This window comes from Staphylococcus sp. HL28, from assembly GCF_021117155.1.
In the GTDB taxonomy this organism is placed as follows: domain Bacteria; phylum Bacillota; class Bacilli; order Staphylococcales; family Staphylococcaceae; genus Staphylococcus; species Staphylococcus warneri.
The window spans coordinates 830,966-847,556 of the sequence record NZ_CP088218.1 but is presented as its reverse complement, the minus strand read 5'-3'; the positions used below and the strand labels follow the sequence as shown (position 1 = coordinate 847,556).

Genomic DNA, 16,591 nt, shown 5'->3' with positions numbered 1-16,591 from the left:
TCCTAATTATTAGACTTCAACACCCATGTCTTTAGCTTTCGCAATAACATCTTGCATGCTACCTACTAAGCGGAATGCATCTTCTGGAATATGATCATATTTACCTTCTAAGATATCTTTAAAGTCCGCTACAGTTGTTTTAACAGGAACATAAGATCCTTTTTGACCCGTGAACTGTTCAGCCACGTGGAAGTTTTGTGATAAGAAGAATTGAATTCTACGAGCACGTTCTACAGTTTGTCTATCTTCTTCAGATAATTCATCCATACCAAGAATTGCAATGATATCTTGTAATTCTCTGTATTTTTGTAATGTTGATTGAACGCCACGAGCAACTTCATAATGTTCTTGACCAACAATTGATGGTTCTAGAGCTCTTGAAGTTGATGCTAATGGATCAACAGCTGGATAAATACCCATTTCTGTTAACTTACGCTCTAAGTTTGTAGTTGAGTCTAAGTGAGCGAAGGCAGTTGCTGGCGCTGGGTCAGTGTAGTCATCGGCAGGTACGAAAACTGCTTGGATAGATGTTACAGAACCTTTATTTGTAGATGTAATACGTTCTTGTAATTGACCCATTTCAGTTGCTAATGTTGGTTGATAACCAACAGCAGAAGGCATACGACCAAGTAATGCAGAAACCTCAGAACCTGCTTGTGTAAATCTGAAAATATTATCGATGAATAAAAGTACGTCTTGTCCTTGTTCATCACGGAAGTATTCAGCCATAGTTAAACCAGATAAAGCTACACGCATACGTGCGCCAGGTGGTTCGTTCATTTGTCCGAATACCATCGCTGTTTTCTTAATTACACCACTATCACTCATTTCATAGTATAAATCATTACCTTCACGAGTACGTTCACCTACACCCGCGAATACTGAAATACCACCATGTTCTTGTGCAATATTGTTAATTAATTCTTGGATTAAAACGGTTTTACCTACTCCGGCACCACCGAATAGTCCAACTTTACCACCTTTAATGTATGGTGCTAATAAATCTACTACTTTAATACCTGTTTCTAAGATTTCTACTTCAGTAGATAATTCATCGAAACCTGGTGATTGTCTATGGATTGGATCACGACGTACTGAATCATCAATTTTCTCTTCTAAGTCAATTGTTTCACCTAGTACATTAAATACTCTTCCAAGCGTTTCATCGCCAACAGGTACACTAATATCTTTACCTGTGTCTTTAACATCCATGCCTCTTTGAACACCATCAGTTGAATCCATTGCAATTGTACGTACAACATCATCACCTAATTGTAGTGCAACTTCTAATGTTAAGTTTAACGTTCCGTCTTCTTTTGGAACTTCAATAATAAGGGCATTATTAATATCAGGGACTTCGTTATGTTCAAAACGAACATCAATGACAGGACCCATAACTTGAGTTACACGGCCAATTCCCATGCTATTTTCCTCCTTTTAATTTTATTCAAGTGCTGCTGAACCACCAACAATTTCAGTGATTTGTTGCGTGATAGCTGCTTGTCTAGCTCTATTATATTCTAATGATAAGTCATCAATAAGTTCTGTAGCATTATCAGACGCATTTTTCATTGCTGTCATACGTGACGCATGTTCACTTGCTTTAGCGTCTAATATCGTACCGTATATTAAGCTTTCTACATATTGCGGTAAGATAACACTTAAGATAGATTCTTTATCAGGTTCAAATTCATATGTAGACATATGACCATGACCTTGACTTGAATCTTCTTGAGATAATGGAAGAACCTTTTTAGTAGTAGGTTTGTTTTCTAACACACTTACATAATGACTATAATAAATATTTAACTCATCAATATTTTCTTCACTGTATAAATCAATTGCATGTTTTGCAAGAGCTTGAATAGATTTAAATGAAGGTTGGTCTGGTAAATCAACTAGTGAACTTTCGATTTCATAACCACGCGTTTTTAGGAAATCAACACCTTGTTGACCTAATACCACAATACTATATTCACTACTATCATTATGCTTTTGTTTGATGTCAGTTACTAATTTTTTTAGTACATTAGCACTGTACGCACCAGCTAAACCTTTATCACTTGTGATAACAAGATAACCACTACGTTTTATATCTCTGTCATTAAGCATAGGATGGTTAGAATTTTTATTTGATCCAGCTACAGCTGTAATAGCATCTTGCATTTTATCCATATAAGGCTTGAATTGTTTAGTATTTTTCTCCGCTCTACGTAATTTAGAACTTGATACCATGTTCATCGCCTTAGTAATTTGCTTCATCTTTTTGGTTGATTTTATACGTGTATCTATTTCTTTTAAAGAACCCACTATCTCACCACCTTTAATTACTATTCTTTATTATTCAGATTTACTAAAACTTTTTTTGAATTCCGTAATTGCAGTATCAAATTTATCAGCATCTGGTAAGCCACCAGTTTCTCTGATTTCTGATAATAAATCAGTTGCATTTGAAGCTGCCCAGTGGTTTAGTTCGTCTTCAAAACGAGTAATATCTTCAACTGGGATATCATCTAAATATCCTTTAGTTAATGCAAAGATAATTAATACTTGATTTTCAACAGGAAGTGGTTTGTTTTGATCTTGTTTTAAGATTTCAACTGTACGTTTACCACGCTCTAATTTTCTAGCTGTGAATTCATCTAGATCAGAACCAAATTGAGCAAATGATTCTAATTCTCTATAAGAAGCAAGGTCTAGTCTTAATGTACCTGCAACCTTCTTCATAGCTTTAATTTGTGCTGAACCACCAACACGTGATACGGATTGTCCAGCGTTAATCGCAGGTCTTACACCTGAGAAGAATAAATCAGATTGTAAGAAAATTTGACCATCAGTAATTGAGATAACGTTTGTTGGAACGTAAGCTGAAATGTCACCAGCTTGAGTTTCAATAATAGGTAACGCAGTAATTGAGCCGCCACCTAAGTCATCATTCAATTTAGCTGCTCTTTCAAGTAATCTACTATGTAGATAGAAAACATCACCTGGATATGCTTCACGACCTGGAGGTCTACGTAATAATAATGAAAGTTCACGATATGCTGATGCTTGTTTAGTTAAGTCATCATACACGATTAAAACGTGCTTACCATTAAACATGAACTCTTCACCCATAGTTACACCAGCATATGGTGCAATGTATAGTAATGGAGCTGGTTCAGCTGCTGATGCTGAAACAACGATTGTGTAATCTAAAGCGCCAGCTTGTCGTAATTTTTCAACGTTCGCTCTTACTGTTGAGTCCTTTTGTCCAATTGCAACATAGATACAAATTGTATCTTCTGTTTTTTGGTTTAAAATTGTGTCAATTGCGATAGTTGTTTTACCAGTTTGACGGTCACCAATGATTAACTCACGTTGACCACGACCAATAGGTACTAACGCGTCAATTGCTTTGATACCAGTTTGTAAAGGTTCATCAACTGATTTACGATCCATAACACCAGTTGCTTTCTTTTCTACTGGTCTAGTTTTAGTAGCATTGATTGGACCTTGTCCATCAATTGGTTGACCTAATGGATTTACTACACGTCCAATAAGTTCTTCACCTACTGGTACTTCCATAATACGTCCTGTACGTTTAACTTCGTCTCCTTCACTAATATCAGTGTATGGTCCTAAGATAACCACACCAACATTAGATTCTTCAAGGTTTTGTGCTAAACCAAGCACGCCGTTTTGGAATTCTACTAGCTCACCAGCCATAACGTCATTTAGTCCGTGAATTAATGCGATACCATCACCAATTTGTAATACTGTACCAACATCTGTAACGGACATTTCTGACTCATAATTCTCAATTTGTGAGCGAAGTAATGCACTGATTTCTTCAGCTTTTATGGCCATCTATGTCACTCCTCTTTATTAATTAGTTAGCTCTTTTAAATTTACGTTGTAATTGAACAAGATCATTTTTGACACTGCCATCCATAACAGTCGTGCCGACCTTAACTCTAAAACCACCAATTAAGTCTTGATTAATTTTAGTATTTACAATTACTTTAGATAAGTTTGTTTGTTGTTTAACTAGTTCAACGATTTTAGAAATTTCATCATCGTTTAAATCATAAGTTGATTCTATTAATGCGAAATCTTGATTATTATGTTGATTATATTGAGATTGAAAAGCTTTAAATACATCTTCAATATATGAAATATGACGATTTTCAGCCAATACTTTTAACATATTAACGATATATTGATTAGCACCACCATAAACATTTTCTACAAAACTTTGACGTTTTTGTAATGTTAATTTGGGATTACTATCAATAGCTTTTAAGTCTTTAATATAATCGAATGAGGAATGACTAATTACTTCCAATTCCTCATAAATATTATCTAATTGATTTGTATCTGCAGAAACATCGAATAATGCCTTTGCGTATTTATCAGCGACTTTTGCCATTATTTATCGCCTGCCTCTTTTAGATACTTTTCAACTAATTCTTTTTGATCTTGCTCTGAAATTTCTTTTCTAAGAACTTTAGAAGCAATAAGTACAGATAGTTCTGATACTTGATTATTTATATCTGCAATTGCACGTTCTTTTTGACTATTAATTTCACTTTGAGCTGTTTCAATCATGCCGTTAGCTCTTACATTAGCTTCATGAATGATTTCTTCATGTTGTTTTCGAGCTTGAACTTTCGCATCTTCTAGAATTCTTTGAACTTCATCTTGAGTTTCTTTAAGTGTCTGTTTATTTTCTTCTTCAAGTTTTTGTGCATTTAATTTAGCTTGTTCAGCATCGTCGATATCTTTGTTAATATCACGTTCACGTTTGTCCATTACTTCTTTTAATGGACCCCAAGCAAACTTTTTCAATAACGCTAATAGGACAATAAATGTAACGATTTGTACAAGTACAGTACCCCACTCAACGCCTGAAGCTGCACCAATAACGAACATATTAGCTGTTGCAGTCACGGGATCATGACACTCCTTTCGTCAAAATAATCATTAAGCAATAAAAAATAAAACGAACGGCGAGAGTCTGATAGACTTCGCCTTAAATAAATGTCTTATCCAGCAAATGTCATGAATGCAATTACAACACCGATGATAGGTAAAGCCTCAACTAAACCAACACCAATGAACATAATACCCATTAATTGACCACGAGCTTCTGGTTGACGTGCTACACCTTCTACTGTTCTAGATACGATAAGACCGTTACCGATACCTGCACCTAATGCTGATAAACCAATTGCGATTGCCGCTGCGATTAAATTCATAATAAATTTTCCTCCTAAGATTGTATATAATTTTTAAAATTTAGTGTCCATCTGCCACTTTATGTGACATGTAAACCATTGAAAGCATAATGAAGATATATGCTTGGATTGAACCTACAAAGATTGAGAATCCTTGCCAAACAATTAACCCTGGGATACCAATAATCCAACCCCAAGCTGGTTGATTCGTTACTAGTCCAGCTAATAGGCTAAGTAATAACTCACCTGCAAAGATATTACCATATAAACGTAGTCCAAGTGTTAAGGTTGAAGTGAATTCTTCAAAGACGTTTATAATTGCAAGTGGCCAAAACGGTTGAACGTATCCTTTAAAATAATTCTTCGTACCACGCATTTTGATACCATAAAAATGTGTTAAAAGAATTACTGTAGTAGACAATGTCAATGTAACTGTTGCATCAGCTGTTGGTGATTTCCACCATAAATAGTGGTCTTTAGTTACAATTGAGAATGGTAAACCTAGCATGTTTGCAATAAAGATGTATAAAATCAAAGTCACTGCTAAGAAGTGAAAATGTCCACCTTTTTTCCATGCCATATTACCTTCAATGATTCCTCTAACAAAGTCAAAAATCCATTCAATGAAGTTTTGTTTGCCAGTTGGTCGCTTCTTCAGATTACGTGTGCAAATAATAGCTAATAGAAAAACGATAACTGCAGTAATTAGCACCATCATTACACTTGCCATGTTAAACACAAGGTCAAAGCCGAAAACATCCCAACTTACTATCGGATGTTTATGATCCATATTCTCACCTCTTTCGTATTGAATTTTACTCCCTATTAAGTAGAGGGCGACATATGATTACAATATAAGAAATCATTAGCCCTATTAACACCCCAATGATATTGATGTGATCTTTAAAGAAAAACCAAATTGAACACACAACTATAGCAACTAAATATCTCCACATGTTGCCTGTAGATATATGATTAGTATCTGCTTTCTGTGCGTGGAATAAATAACTCTCAAAGATGTATGTATTGATTAAAGATCCACATGTACCAATAATCAATCCAAGTAAAAATGGATGGGGTGAAAAGAGATACAATATACCTAATAATATCAATAAATAAAGATAATATTGTATATATTGTTTGAAAATGATGTAGAAACGACCCATTTGTTTGCCTCCGAGTGTCTTATACAATCATGTAAACCGTTCCACTCATACAATCTAAATGATAATATAGTGGCCACAACGGTGTCAATTCTATTCAAATTGTTGTTAAATTTTAAGGCAAAATTGTCACAAATTAGCCACATTTAAACGGAATACATTTTTTATTGATTGAAATCTTTTGGTTTTTCGTTTATTAAATCAAAATAATACTTAATATGATTCACTATTCTTTCTGAAGATTTACCATCTCCATATGGATTTTTAGCATTACACATACGTTGGTAGGCTTGTTGATCTTCTAATAAACGTTTAGTTTCTTTATAAACATTATCTAATGATGTGCCAACTACTTTTAAAGTGCCCGCATCAACGCCTTCAGGTCGCTCAGTATTATCTCTTAATACTAATACCGGTTTGTGTAATGAAGGTGCCTCTTCTTGAATACCGCCAGAATCTGTAAGAATTATATATGCTTGTTTAGCAAAATTATGAAAATCTAACACATCTAATGGTTCAATGAGTTCTATTCTTTGATGATCTCCTAAAATTTGTTGAGCAATATCTCTAACTCTAGGATTCATATGAACTGGATATACAACAACTAATGCTTCATCTTCGTCAACAAGCTTTCGCACAGCTTTGAAAATATTTTCCATTGGCTCTCCAAGGTTCTCTCTACGATGAGCAGTTAGTAACAAAATTTTCTTGTTTTTATGCCTTTCAAGTATCTTAGATTGATAATTCTCATTAACTGTATAATTCAACGCATCAATTGCTGTATTACCAGTCACTACAACTGATGATTTTTTCTTACCTTCATCTAACAAATGCTTTTGGGCATTTGAGGTAGGTGCAAAATGAATATCAGATAGTACACCCACCATTTGTCTATTCATTTCCTCAGGATAAGGAGAATATTTGTCATAACTTCTCAAGCCTGCTTCTACATGGCCAATCGGTACTTGATTATAAAATGCAGCTAAACTTCCTGAAAATGTAGTTGCTGTATCTCCATGAACTAATACCATATCAGGGTTAATACGTTTGATTATTAACTCTAATTCCATCATAGCTTTAGATGTAATTTCTGAAAGTGTTTGATCTTCTTTCATGATATTTAAGTCATAATCAGGTTGTATATCAAATGTGTTTAATACAGAATCTAACATTTCTCTATGTTGCGCTGTAACGACTACACATACTTCTAATTGGTTATCATTTTCTATTGCTTTGACTAGTGGCGCCATCTTGATAGCTTCCGGTCTAGTCCCAAAGATTGTCATAATTTTTTTCTTCAAACGTATCTATCTCCGTTTTCATTATCTATTTAGTACCGAATAATCTATCTCCTGCGTCACCTAATCCTGGTGTGATATAAGCTTTATCATTAAGTTTCTCATCTAGAGCAGCAATATAAATATCAACATCATCATGTGCTTCTTTCATTTTTTCTACACCTTCTGGCGCTGCAATTAAGCACATAAAGCGAATATTTTTGGCACCTTTATTTTTTAATGACGTGATAGCCTCAATCGCAGAAGCTCCTGTTGCTAACATAGGATCAACAACAATAATTTCACGCTCATCAATATCTTGAGGCATTTTAGAGAAGTATTCTACTGCTTCAAGTGTATCAGGATCTCTATAAAGTCCAATATGTCCTACTCTAGCTGCCGGTACTAAACTTAAAATACCTTCTGTCATACCTAATCCAGCTCTTAAAATAGGTACAATAGCTAATTTTTTACCAGCTAAACGTTTAGCTGTCATTTTAGTTACAGGTGTTTCAATTTCAACATCTTGTAACTCTAAATCTCTTGTTACTTCGTAAGCCATAAGCATACCAACTTCATCAACAAGTTCTCTAAACTCTTTAGTGCCAGTATGAGCGTCACGAATATAACTTAATTTGTGTTGTATTAATGGATGATCAAATACATGTACTTTACTCATTTTTCATTTCCTCCAATATTCTATAAATCCTTTAACATTATTGATATAAAGGATATTTTTCAGTTAAGGCTAAAACACGTGATTTTGCTTCATTTAACTTAGTTTCATCTTCATGATTTTTTAATGCTAAGCTAATGATTTTTGCAACCTCTTCAAATGCTGTTTCATCAAAACCACGTGTAGTGGCTGCTGGTGTTCCTAATCTAATACCACTTGTCACAAAAGGTTTCTCTTGATCAAATGGAATAGTATTTTTATTACAAGTGATACCAACTTTATCAAGTGTTTCTTCTGCTACTTTACCAGTGATATTCACAGACCCTTTAACATCAACAGCTATAAGGTGATTATCAGTACCACCTGATACAATTCTAAAACCTTCTTTAGATAATGCTTCTGCCAATGCTTTTGCATTTTTGATTACTTGATTTTGATATACCTTGAAATCATTGTGTAACGCTTCACCGAAAGCAACTGCTTTTGCAGCAATCACATGCTCAAGTGGTCCGCCTTGGATTCCTGGGAACATTGTTTTATCAATTGCTTTTTTGTATTCTTCTTTACAAAGAATCATTCCACCACGAGGTCCACGTAGCGTTTTATGTGTTGTTGTCGTAACAAAGTCAGCATATTCGACAGGATTTTGATGTAAGCCTGCTGCTACTAACCCTGCAATGTGTGCCATATCAACCATTAATTTAGCGCCTACTTCATCAGCGATTTCTTTGAATTTTTTAAAATCAATTTGTCGAGAATAAGCAGATGCCCCTGCAACGATTAATTTAGGTTTATGTTCGATGGCTAACTTACGTACTTCATCATAATTAATAAGTTCTGTATCTTTATCTACGCCATATTCAACAAAATGATATGATTTACCACTAAAGTTTACTGGAGATCCATGAGTTAAATGGCCACCATGACTTAAATTCATACCTAAAACTGTATCACCATAGTCTAACGCTACTAAATATACAGCCATATTTGCTTGAGATCCTGAATGTGGCTGCACATTTACATGCTCAGCACCAAATAATGCTTTGGCACGATCAATGGCTACTGATTCAGTTACATCTACAAACTCACAACCACCATAATAACGACGTCCTGGATAGCCCTCAGCATATTTATTTGTTAATACTGAACCTTGTGCTTCCATAACAGCTTCAGAAACAAAGTTTTCTGATGCAATTAACTCAATATTATTATTTTGTCGATTAAACTCTTGCTCAATGGCTTCAAAAATTACTTTATCTTGCTTTTCGATGTAAGACATATAAACCCCTTCTTTCAACTAATTAATTATACTTTGCACGTTCGCCACCAATTTTCTTAGGTCTAGATGTCGCAATGGTAACGATTGCTTCCCCAACTTGCTTTACACTTGTTCTAACCGGTACACAAACATGTTGAATATGCATACCTATTAATGTTTGACCTATATCTATACCTTTAGGCACGGTGATATGTTCAACAACGATTGGGTCTTCCATATGTTGATATGCATAAGTTGCTAAACTGCCACCTGCATGAACATCTGGAACAACAGTAACTTCTTCCATTGTCAGTGGATTAAAATCGGATCTTTCAATGGTGATTGCTCTATTGATATGTTCACATCCCTGAAATGCAAATGAAACACCTGTTTGTAATTTCATTTCATTTAAATCTTTAAATATCGACTCAGCGATTTCCATTGATCCAACTGAACCTATACGTTTACCTAACACTTCAGAAGTTGAACAACCAATCAAACATATTTCACCTTCATTAAAAAATGACATCGCTTTTAATTCTTCTAACAACATTGAAAAATCTTGCATTTAAAACCCACCCCCTTAAAATATAAAAAAGGAACATAGCAAACTTGCTATACTCCCTTATTATAACGTATTTAAAGCGTAACATATACTAATTATATATAATTCTCTTGCAGATCTTTTGGATTAATTTTACTAATTAAGTCATAAATTTGTTTATAAGTTTTCAAATAAATCTGTTTATCCCCACCATATGGATCATTAACTTCGGATGTGTCACCTACAAATTCACTTAAAGTAAATATATTTAAAGTTGTACCATATTGCGATTTCAAAATTTCTTTATGTGATTGTGACATGGTTAAAATAAGATTTGCTTCGATATCCTTTTCAGAAAAAGACTGTGTTAATGATGGTAATGGCAATTCTTGTTCTTGTATGATTTCTTCTGACAATTTTGAAACTGGTTGCTGATCTAAAGCAAATATACCTCTGGATTCAATTGTTATATTTTCATTATTAAATAAAGACTTAGCTATACTTTCCGCCATTGGACTTCGACACGTATTTCCTGTACAAACAAAAATCACTTTCATAATGACGCCTCTTTCACAATTTTATTTCCAGCAGCTTTCAACATACGATTCATTATCGCTTCAGATTGATCACTTTCATCAAATCCATAAATATATGCTTGAGTGATATCTACACGTTGATCGATTTCATGCAAAATGCTATATAGTAAATGATTAGCCTGTTTGATATCTGCTTCATCATCACATAATTTAATATATGTCGCTTCTTTAGGTAGAAAATGTGACAAACTTTCAGGCACAATGAACGCTACCTGCTCCCATTTAATGTTATCTAGAATCTTTTCATTTAATTCTTCTAAAATGGTTACAGGGGTATCTGGTGAATAATGCTTATATTTCATCCCTGGTGCAATAGGTTGAGAAGCTTCATTATAATTTGATGATTCAATGCAATCAGGAATTACGTTTTCAAGCATCATCTTAGTTATTGAACCTGGACGTGCTATTCTAAAAGGGTATTGTGTACAATCCAATACTGTACTTTCCAAACCTTCTTCACTCTGATCACCATTAATAATTCCGTCAATTCTACCATTCATATCTTGGTATACATGTTCAAATGTTGTTGGAGACGGTCTACCACTAATATTTGCACTTGGTGCCGCAATTGGTTTATCAATCTGTTGTAATACGTGTCTGCCAATGGAGTGACTTGGCATTCGCACTGCAATCGAATTCAAACCACCAGTTACTTTTTGACATAGGTACCCTGACTTTAGAGGTAATATGAATGAAATCGGTCCTGGCCAAAATGCCTCCATTAACCGTTGTACTTTGGGTTCTACTTCATCGATAAAATCATTCATCTGAGACATATCATGAATATGAACAATTAAAGGATTATCAGAAGGTCTGCCTTTTGCTTCGTATATGTGACTAACCGCTTCTTGATTAGTAGCGTCTGCACCTAATCCATAGACTGTTTCAGTTGGTAATGCAACTAAACCACCGTTTAATACTGTGTCTTTAATTTCCTGAACGTCTGGACTTTGATGAATATCATTACTGTACTTTCTTAAATCCCAAATTTTTGTTTCCACTTTTCATTTCCACCTCACTTTCTTTACTTAACAAAAAAGGTGGGATAGCTTTTCATCTTTCAATATTCAATTGAAAGTAAGCCCATTCCCACCCCATAACTATGTTATATACATTTAAGAATTTAATAATTAAAAGTAATCCATTTATTTAAATGAGCTTGACTTTACCATTTAATTTCTAAAATTCTATCTAGTTGATTAATATCTTGATAAATTGAGACTCCCTTATCTGGATACATGTCATTGACCATGTCTTTTAAAGTCTGACCTTGGTTATATCCAATTTCAAACACCACATGTGCACCTGGTAAGAGCACCTTTGGTAAATCATTTAGAATCGAATGATAAATAGCATAACCTTCACTTTTAGCAAATAATGCTTGGTGTGGTTCATAGTCTACGACTGTTTTAGCCATATCTTTGACTTCTTTGACATCAATATATGGCGGATTAGATATTAAACCATTTAATTTAATATTTCGTTCAATCAAAGGTTTTAATGCATTACCTTGAATGAAATCAATGTTTTCTCCGTGTTGTTCTGCGTTTAATCGTGCCACATCTAATGCATCTTCATACAAATCGGTAGCTATTACGCTTAAAGTAGGCTTTAACTTTTTTAATGTAATGCCTAACACACCACTGCCTGTCCCTATATCTGCTATAGCATCGCCATCGTTACATAGATTTAAAAAATGTAGCATCACTTCTTCAGTTTCGGGTCTAGGAATGAGACATCGATCAGATACTGTAAAACGGTAGCCATAAAAAGATTGAAAACCTACAATATATTGGATAGGTTCCCCAGATAGCATTCTTTGTAAATTCAAACCAAGTTTGGCTTTGTCAGCGACCGACATTTCATCATTCATATGAATAAGATAGTCCGTACGCGACCAATTAAATGTATCAAGTAATAACCACTCAGCTCGTGTTTGCTCATAGCCTTTCTCTTTTGCTAATAAAATAGCATTTGCTAAGTAATCCTTATAACTCACCATTGTTTAATTCTTTCAATTTATCTGTTTGTTCAGATAATGTTAAGGCATCGATAATTTCATCTAAATTGCCTTCCATAATCTGACTAAGTTTCTGTAATGTTAAACCAATTCTATGATCAGTTACACGACTTTGAGGATAGTTATACGTTCTAATTCTCTCTGAACGGTCACCTGTACCTACTGCTGATTTACGTTGTGAAGCGTATTTTTGTTGTTCTTCTTGTAATTTCATATCATAAAGTCTTGCTTTTAATACTTTCATCGCTTTTTCGCGGTTTTGTATTTGAGATTTTTCTGATGAAGTAGCAATAACGCCAGTTGGTAAGTGGGTAATACGTACAGCTGAATCTGTTGTATTGACGTGCTGACCACCTGCACCACTTGAACGATACGTATCAATTTTTAAGTCTTCATTTCTAATTTCGATTTCTACATCTTCTACTTCTGGTAAAACTGCTACTGTTGCTGTTGACGTGTGAATACGGCCGCCAGATTCAGTTTCAGGAACACGTTGAACACGATGTGCACCATTTTCAAATTTAAGTTTGCTGTATGCACCATTACCAGATACTGAGAAACTGATTTCTTTATAGCCTCCATGATCACTTTCAGATGCTTCAACAATTTCTGTTTTAAAATTGTGTGCTTCAGCATACTTAGAGTACATTCTCATTAAATCTCCTGCAAAAATTGCAGCTTCATCTCCACCAGCTGCAGCACGAATCTCAACAATAACATCTTTTTCATCGTTTGGATCTTTAGGAATAAGCAATAATTTTAATTGTTCTTCCATTTCAGGAAGTTCATTTTTTAAACTAGAACTTTCTTCTTTTAACATTTCAATTTCTTCTTTATCAGAAGTATCATTTAGCATTTCTTCAATATCTGCTAACTCTTCTTTTTTACTTTTATAGCTTCTGTAGACATCTACAGTCTTTTGCAATTCTGCCTGTTCTTTTGAATATTTACGTAATTTATCTGAATCGTTTACGACATCTGGATCGCTTAACATTTCATTTAATTGTTCATATCTTTCCTCTACAATTTCTAATTGATCAAACACTACATTTCCTCCTTCTCATTTTCACTTGGCGCTACAATATGATGCGCTCTACATCTTGGTTCATAACTTTCATTAGCACCTACTAAAATAATTGGATCATCTGCTTTAGCGGGTTGACCATCGATAAGTCTTTGTGTTCGACTTGAAGGGCCTCCACATACCGCACATACAGCTTGCAATTTTGTAACATGCTCACTTAAAGCCAATAATTTAGGCATTGGCTCAAACGGTTCGCCTTTAAAGTCCATATCTAATCCAGCCACAATGACTCGATGACCTTGATCAGCAAGTTGTTGTATGATACTTACAATATTTTCATCAAAAAATTGAACTTCATCAATGCCGATAACATCTGCATGAGATAAGTCATGATTTAAAATTTCTCTAGCTGTTGAAATATTTATAGCTTCAATTGCATTGCCATTATGTGAAACTACCTTTTCTTTATGATAGCGATCATCAATTGCTGGTTTAAAAACAATAACTTTCTGTTTAGCATAAATCCCTCGTCTAAGTCGACGTATAAGTTCCTCTGATTTACCACTAAACATACTTCCGGTAATACATTCAATCCATCCGGAATGATAAGTTTCATACATTAAGCGTTCCACCCTTTTTCAAAACATAATCGCTTAATTATATCATATTTTAAAATATCATAAATGCTATTTTTGCAATCTATTCTATTATACATTAATAACTCGAAAAAGTTAGTTACAGTATATTCCCATAGCTATACTCATTTCTAAATTACTTCTATTTATATTAATTAGCAAGTTTATCTCTAAATATAATAAATATGACTATAATAAAAAAACTGCCTACATAACCATTGACATGGTGTAGACAGTCTAAACTTAAAATTAGTTGTTGTTTGATTTGAGACCAAACTTTTTGTTGAAGCGTTCCACACGACCATCCGCAGCAGCGAATTTTTGACGTCCTGTATAGAAAGGATGTGAATCAGAAGAAATATCTAAACGAATAACTGGGTATTCATTTCCATCTTCCCACTCCATAGTTTCTGATGATGTTTTAGTAGAACCACTTAAGAATTTAAAGTTTGTAGTAGTATCTAAAAAGATAACTTTATGATACTCAGGATGAATTCCTTGTTTCATTGTTTTCAGCTCCTTTGCCCTGAACCATCTGGAACAGAGTTATTTGTGAGTTTTTACCCAATACTTGGTAATTATAATAGTAATTAATGTAAAACGCAACCCTTTGTAAAATTAAATAATAGGTTTACCTGTTTTTGTGCTTTCTTCTGCCGATTTTTGTAGTTGTTCAAAGAAATCTTTATTATTTTTTGAACGTTTTAACTTACGAATAAATCTCTCAGTGAAATCAGTAGAATCTGTGAAAAGATTACGAAGTTGCCACAATGTATCTAATTCAGCCTTGCTAATTAGCAATTCTTCTTTACGTGTAGAACTTCGGCCAATGTCTATAGCTGGGAAGATACGTCTTTCAGATAATTTACGATCTAAATGAAGCTCCATATTACCAGTACCTTTGAATTCTTCATAAATCATATCGTCCATTCTCGAACCTGTATCTACTAATGCTGTAGCTAAAATAGTTAAACTGCCACCTGCTTCTATATTTCGAGCTGCGCCAAAAAAGGCTTTTGGTTTATGCAGAGATGCTGGATCAAGACCACCAGAAAGTGTACGGCCGCTAGGTGGAATGACTAAGTTATAAGCTCGAGCTAATCGAGTGATTGAGTCCATTAATATAATGACATCTTCGCCTATTTCTACAAGACGCTTAGCTCTCTCTAACAATAGTTCTGCAACTTTTACGTGATGTTGTGGTGGTTCATCAAACGTTGAATGTACAACTTCAGCTGATTCTACTGAACGTTCAATATCAGTGACCTCTTCAGGTCTCTCACCAACTAACAAAACAAATAATTTAGCTTCTGGTTTATTGGTAATAATTGCATTAGCAATTTCTTTAAGTAATGATGTTTTACCTGCCTTAGGTGGCGCTACAATGAGCCCACGTAGTCCTAAACCAATAGGTGTTACTAAATCCATGATACGTGTAGAATAATTTCTTGGTTCAGTTTCAAGTAAAATTCGTTCTTCTGGATACAAAGGCGTCAACGCTTGGAAGTGAGGACGTTTTTTGACTTCTTCAGCATTTTGATCGTTAACAAAGTCCACTTGTAGTAATCCATAATATTTCTCATTATCTTTCGGTTTACGTACTTTACCTGTTACTTTATCGCCTCTTTTAATTTCAAAACGACGAATTTGACTTGCTGAAATATAGATGTCTTTTTCACCCTTAGAATAATTGACAGTTCTTAAGAAACCATAACCATCGGGTTGGATATCATCTAAAATACCCTCCATGTAATAATTGCCATCTTTCTCCATTTGAGCTTCCATGATAGCTAATACAAGTTCTTTCTTATTCAATTTACTATAATTAGTTAATTTTAAAGATTTAGCTTTTTGAGTGAGTTCTTTAGTAGTGTTGTTTTTGTATAGTTCGTGGAAAGATTCATATTGAGGAGAAGTTCGTTCTCGTTCAGGCATAGACTTGCACCCATTTCCTTATTTTTTATGTTAAAAAGATTTTGAAAGAACAGCAACAGATATTTAATAGCATTTGCTAAAAAAAAGCAATTTGAAGTACTTCTATCGTCTTTGTTCTTCATAACCTTCTAAATACTAGAATAACTATAGCAAATTTTTAATTTAAATACAAAACGAATTTTGTATTTAACGTATAAAAACAATGCACGTTACGCCATAACGTAACGTGCATTAATAAAAGTTT

The 16,591-nt window shown here is 34.2% G+C and carries 19 protein-coding genes; all 19 read right to left on the bottom strand.

The window, feature by feature from the left end:
• Positions 1-9: 9 nt before the first annotated feature.
• On the bottom strand, positions 10-1,422 hold the full coding sequence (gene atpD, locus LPC11_RS04055; RefSeq protein ID WP_002451653.1) for a F0F1 ATP synthase subunit beta: 1,413 nt from the start codon (positions 1,420-1,422) through the stop codon (positions 10-12).
• A gap of 21 nt (positions 1,423-1,443) precedes the next feature.
• Positions 1,444-2,310 (bottom strand): ATP synthase F1 subunit gamma, encoded by an 867-nt coding sequence (gene atpG / locus LPC11_RS04050; RefSeq protein WP_041613626.1) that lies wholly within the window; start codon positions 2,308-2,310, stop codon positions 1,444-1,446.
• A gap of 30 nt (positions 2,311-2,340) precedes the next feature.
• The gene (atpA, locus tag LPC11_RS04045) at positions 2,341-3,849 is read right to left on the bottom strand and encodes a F0F1 ATP synthase subunit alpha (RefSeq protein ID WP_002466761.1); all 1,509 of its coding nucleotides are present in this window, start codon (positions 3,847-3,849) and stop codon (positions 2,341-2,343) included.
• Positions 3,850-3,871: 22 nt separating this feature from the next.
• Positions 3,872-4,411: a F0F1 ATP synthase subunit delta gene (locus LPC11_RS04040; RefSeq protein ID WP_023373329.1), complete on the bottom strand. Its 540-nt coding sequence runs from the start codon at positions 4,409-4,411 to the stop codon at positions 3,872-3,874.
• A complete protein-coding gene (locus tag LPC11_RS04035) occupies positions 4,411-4,932 on the bottom strand; it encodes a F0F1 ATP synthase subunit B (protein ID WP_107566466.1) in 522 nt (173 codons plus the stop codon). The genes LPC11_RS04040 and LPC11_RS04035 overlap by 1 nt, the downstream gene beginning before the upstream one ends.
• Positions 4,933-5,027: 95 nt before the next feature.
• Positions 5,028-5,240, bottom strand: coding sequence for a F0F1 ATP synthase subunit C (gene atpE / locus LPC11_RS04030; RefSeq protein WP_001048816.1), 213 nt, complete (start codon positions 5,238-5,240; stop codon positions 5,028-5,030).
• A gap of 40 nt (positions 5,241-5,280) precedes the next feature.
• Positions 5,281-6,009 carry a F0F1 ATP synthase subunit A gene (gene atpB, locus LPC11_RS04025; protein WP_002466772.1) on the bottom strand — a complete coding sequence of 243 codons (729 nt, stop codon included), beginning with the start codon at positions 6,007-6,009 and terminating at the stop codon, positions 5,281-5,283.
• A gap of 25 nt (positions 6,010-6,034) precedes the next feature.
• Entirely contained in the window at positions 6,035-6,385 is a 351-nt protein-coding gene (locus LPC11_RS04020) for an ATP synthase subunit I (protein WP_002451659.1), read from the bottom strand.
• Between the two features lie 161 nt (positions 6,386-6,546).
• Complete coding sequence (wecB, locus tag LPC11_RS04015; RefSeq protein ID WP_041614026.1) at positions 6,547-7,668, bottom strand: non-hydrolyzing UDP-N-acetylglucosamine 2-epimerase; 1,122 nt, start codon at positions 7,666-7,668, stop codon at positions 6,547-6,549.
• Positions 7,669-7,708: 40 nt separating this feature from the next.
• The gene (gene upp, locus LPC11_RS04010) at positions 7,709-8,338 is read right to left on the bottom strand and encodes a uracil phosphoribosyltransferase (protein ID WP_023373335.1); all 630 of its coding nucleotides are present in this window, start codon (positions 8,336-8,338) and stop codon (positions 7,709-7,711) included.
• 37 nt (positions 8,339-8,375) lie between these two features.
• Positions 8,376-9,614: a serine hydroxymethyltransferase gene (gene glyA, locus LPC11_RS04005; protein WP_002466747.1), complete on the bottom strand. Its 1,239-nt coding sequence runs from the start codon at positions 9,612-9,614 to the stop codon at positions 8,376-8,378.
• Positions 9,615-9,636: 22 nt separating this feature from the next.
• Complete coding sequence (locus tag LPC11_RS04000) at positions 9,637-10,161, bottom strand: TIGR01440 family protein (protein WP_023373337.1); 525 nt, start codon at positions 10,159-10,161, stop codon at positions 9,637-9,639.
• Positions 10,162-10,253: 92 nt separating this feature from the next.
• On the bottom strand, positions 10,254-10,694 hold the full coding sequence (locus tag LPC11_RS03995; RefSeq protein WP_023373339.1) for a low molecular weight protein arginine phosphatase: 441 nt from the start codon (positions 10,692-10,694) through the stop codon (positions 10,254-10,256).
• Positions 10,691-11,734 (bottom strand): L-threonylcarbamoyladenylate synthase, encoded by a 1,044-nt coding sequence (locus tag LPC11_RS03990; protein WP_023373341.1) that lies wholly within the window; start codon positions 11,732-11,734, stop codon positions 10,691-10,693. Before LPC11_RS03990 ends, LPC11_RS03995 begins: the two co-directional genes overlap by 4 nt.
• Before the next feature lie 164 nt (positions 11,735-11,898).
• Positions 11,899-12,735, bottom strand: coding sequence for a peptide chain release factor N(5)-glutamine methyltransferase (prmC, locus tag LPC11_RS03985; RefSeq protein ID WP_023373343.1), 837 nt, complete (start codon positions 12,733-12,735; stop codon positions 11,899-11,901).
• Positions 12,722-13,798, bottom strand: a complete 1,077-nt coding sequence (prfA, locus tag LPC11_RS03980; RefSeq protein ID WP_023373344.1) for a peptide chain release factor 1 — start codon at positions 13,796-13,798, stop codon at positions 12,722-12,724. Before prfA ends, prmC begins: the two co-directional genes overlap by 14 nt.
• Positions 13,798-14,397: a thymidine kinase gene (locus LPC11_RS03975; RefSeq protein ID WP_002466778.1), complete on the bottom strand. Its 600-nt coding sequence runs from the start codon at positions 14,395-14,397 to the stop codon at positions 13,798-13,800. Before LPC11_RS03975 ends, prfA begins: the two co-directional genes overlap by 1 nt.
• Positions 14,398-14,661: 264 nt before the next feature.
• Complete coding sequence (locus tag LPC11_RS03970; RefSeq protein ID WP_002451669.1) at positions 14,662-14,919, bottom strand: type B 50S ribosomal protein L31; 258 nt, start codon at positions 14,917-14,919, stop codon at positions 14,662-14,664.
• A 111-nt stretch (positions 14,920-15,030) separates the two neighbouring features.
• Positions 15,031-16,347, bottom strand: coding sequence for a transcription termination factor Rho (rho, locus tag LPC11_RS03965; protein WP_231307361.1), 1,317 nt, complete (start codon positions 16,345-16,347; stop codon positions 15,031-15,033).
• Positions 16,348-16,591 lie beyond the last annotated feature (244 nt).

What these genes read in the sequence shown, in the direction of transcription:
- atpD (WP_002451653.1), bottom strand. Translation starts at nt 1,422, where the DNA reads ATGGGAATTGGCCGTGTAACTCAAGTTATGGGTCCTGTCATTGATGTT.
- atpA (WP_002466761.1), bottom strand. Translation starts at nt 3,849, where the DNA reads ATGGCCATAAAAGCTGAAGAAATCAGTGCATTACTTCGCTCACAAATT.
- LPC11_RS04040 (WP_023373329.1), bottom strand. Translation starts at nt 4,411, where the DNA reads ATGGCAAAAGTCGCTGATAAATACGCAAAGGCATTATTCGATGTTTCT.
- atpE (WP_001048816.1), bottom strand. Translation starts at nt 5,240, where the DNA reads ATGAATTTAATCGCAGCGGCAATCGCAATTGGTTTATCAGCATTAGGT.
- atpB (WP_002466772.1), bottom strand. Translation starts at nt 6,009, where the DNA reads ATGGATCATAAACATCCGATAGTAAGTTGGGATGTTTTCGGCTTTGAC.
- LPC11_RS04020 (WP_002451659.1), bottom strand. Translation starts at nt 6,385, where the DNA reads ATGGGTCGTTTCTACATCATTTTCAAACAATATATACAATATTATCTT.
- wecB (WP_041614026.1), bottom strand. Translation starts at nt 7,668, where the DNA reads ATGACAATCTTTGGGACTAGACCGGAAGCTATCAAGATGGCGCCACTA.
- upp (WP_023373335.1), bottom strand. Translation starts at nt 8,338, where the DNA reads ATGAGTAAAGTACATGTATTTGATCATCCATTAATACAACACAAATTA.
- glyA (WP_002466747.1), bottom strand. Translation starts at nt 9,614, where the DNA reads ATGTCTTACATCGAAAAGCAAGATAAAGTAATTTTTGAAGCCATTGAG.
- LPC11_RS04000 (WP_023373337.1), bottom strand. Translation starts at nt 10,161, where the DNA reads ATGCAAGATTTTTCAATGTTGTTAGAAGAATTAAAAGCGATGTCATTT.
- LPC11_RS03995 (WP_023373339.1), bottom strand. Translation starts at nt 10,694, where the DNA reads ATGAAAGTGATTTTTGTTTGTACAGGAAATACGTGTCGAAGTCCAATG.
- prmC (WP_023373343.1), bottom strand. Translation starts at nt 12,735, where the DNA reads ATGGTGAGTTATAAGGATTACTTAGCAAATGCTATTTTATTAGCAAAA.
- LPC11_RS03975 (WP_002466778.1), bottom strand. Translation starts at nt 14,397, where the DNA reads ATGTATGAAACTTATCATTCCGGATGGATTGAATGTATTACCGGAAGT.
- LPC11_RS03970 (WP_002451669.1), bottom strand. Translation starts at nt 14,919, where the DNA reads ATGAAACAAGGAATTCATCCTGAGTATCATAAAGTTATCTTTTTAGAT.
- rho (WP_231307361.1), bottom strand. Translation starts at nt 16,347, where the DNA reads ATGCCTGAACGAGAACGAACTTCTCCTCAATATGAATCTTTCCACGAA.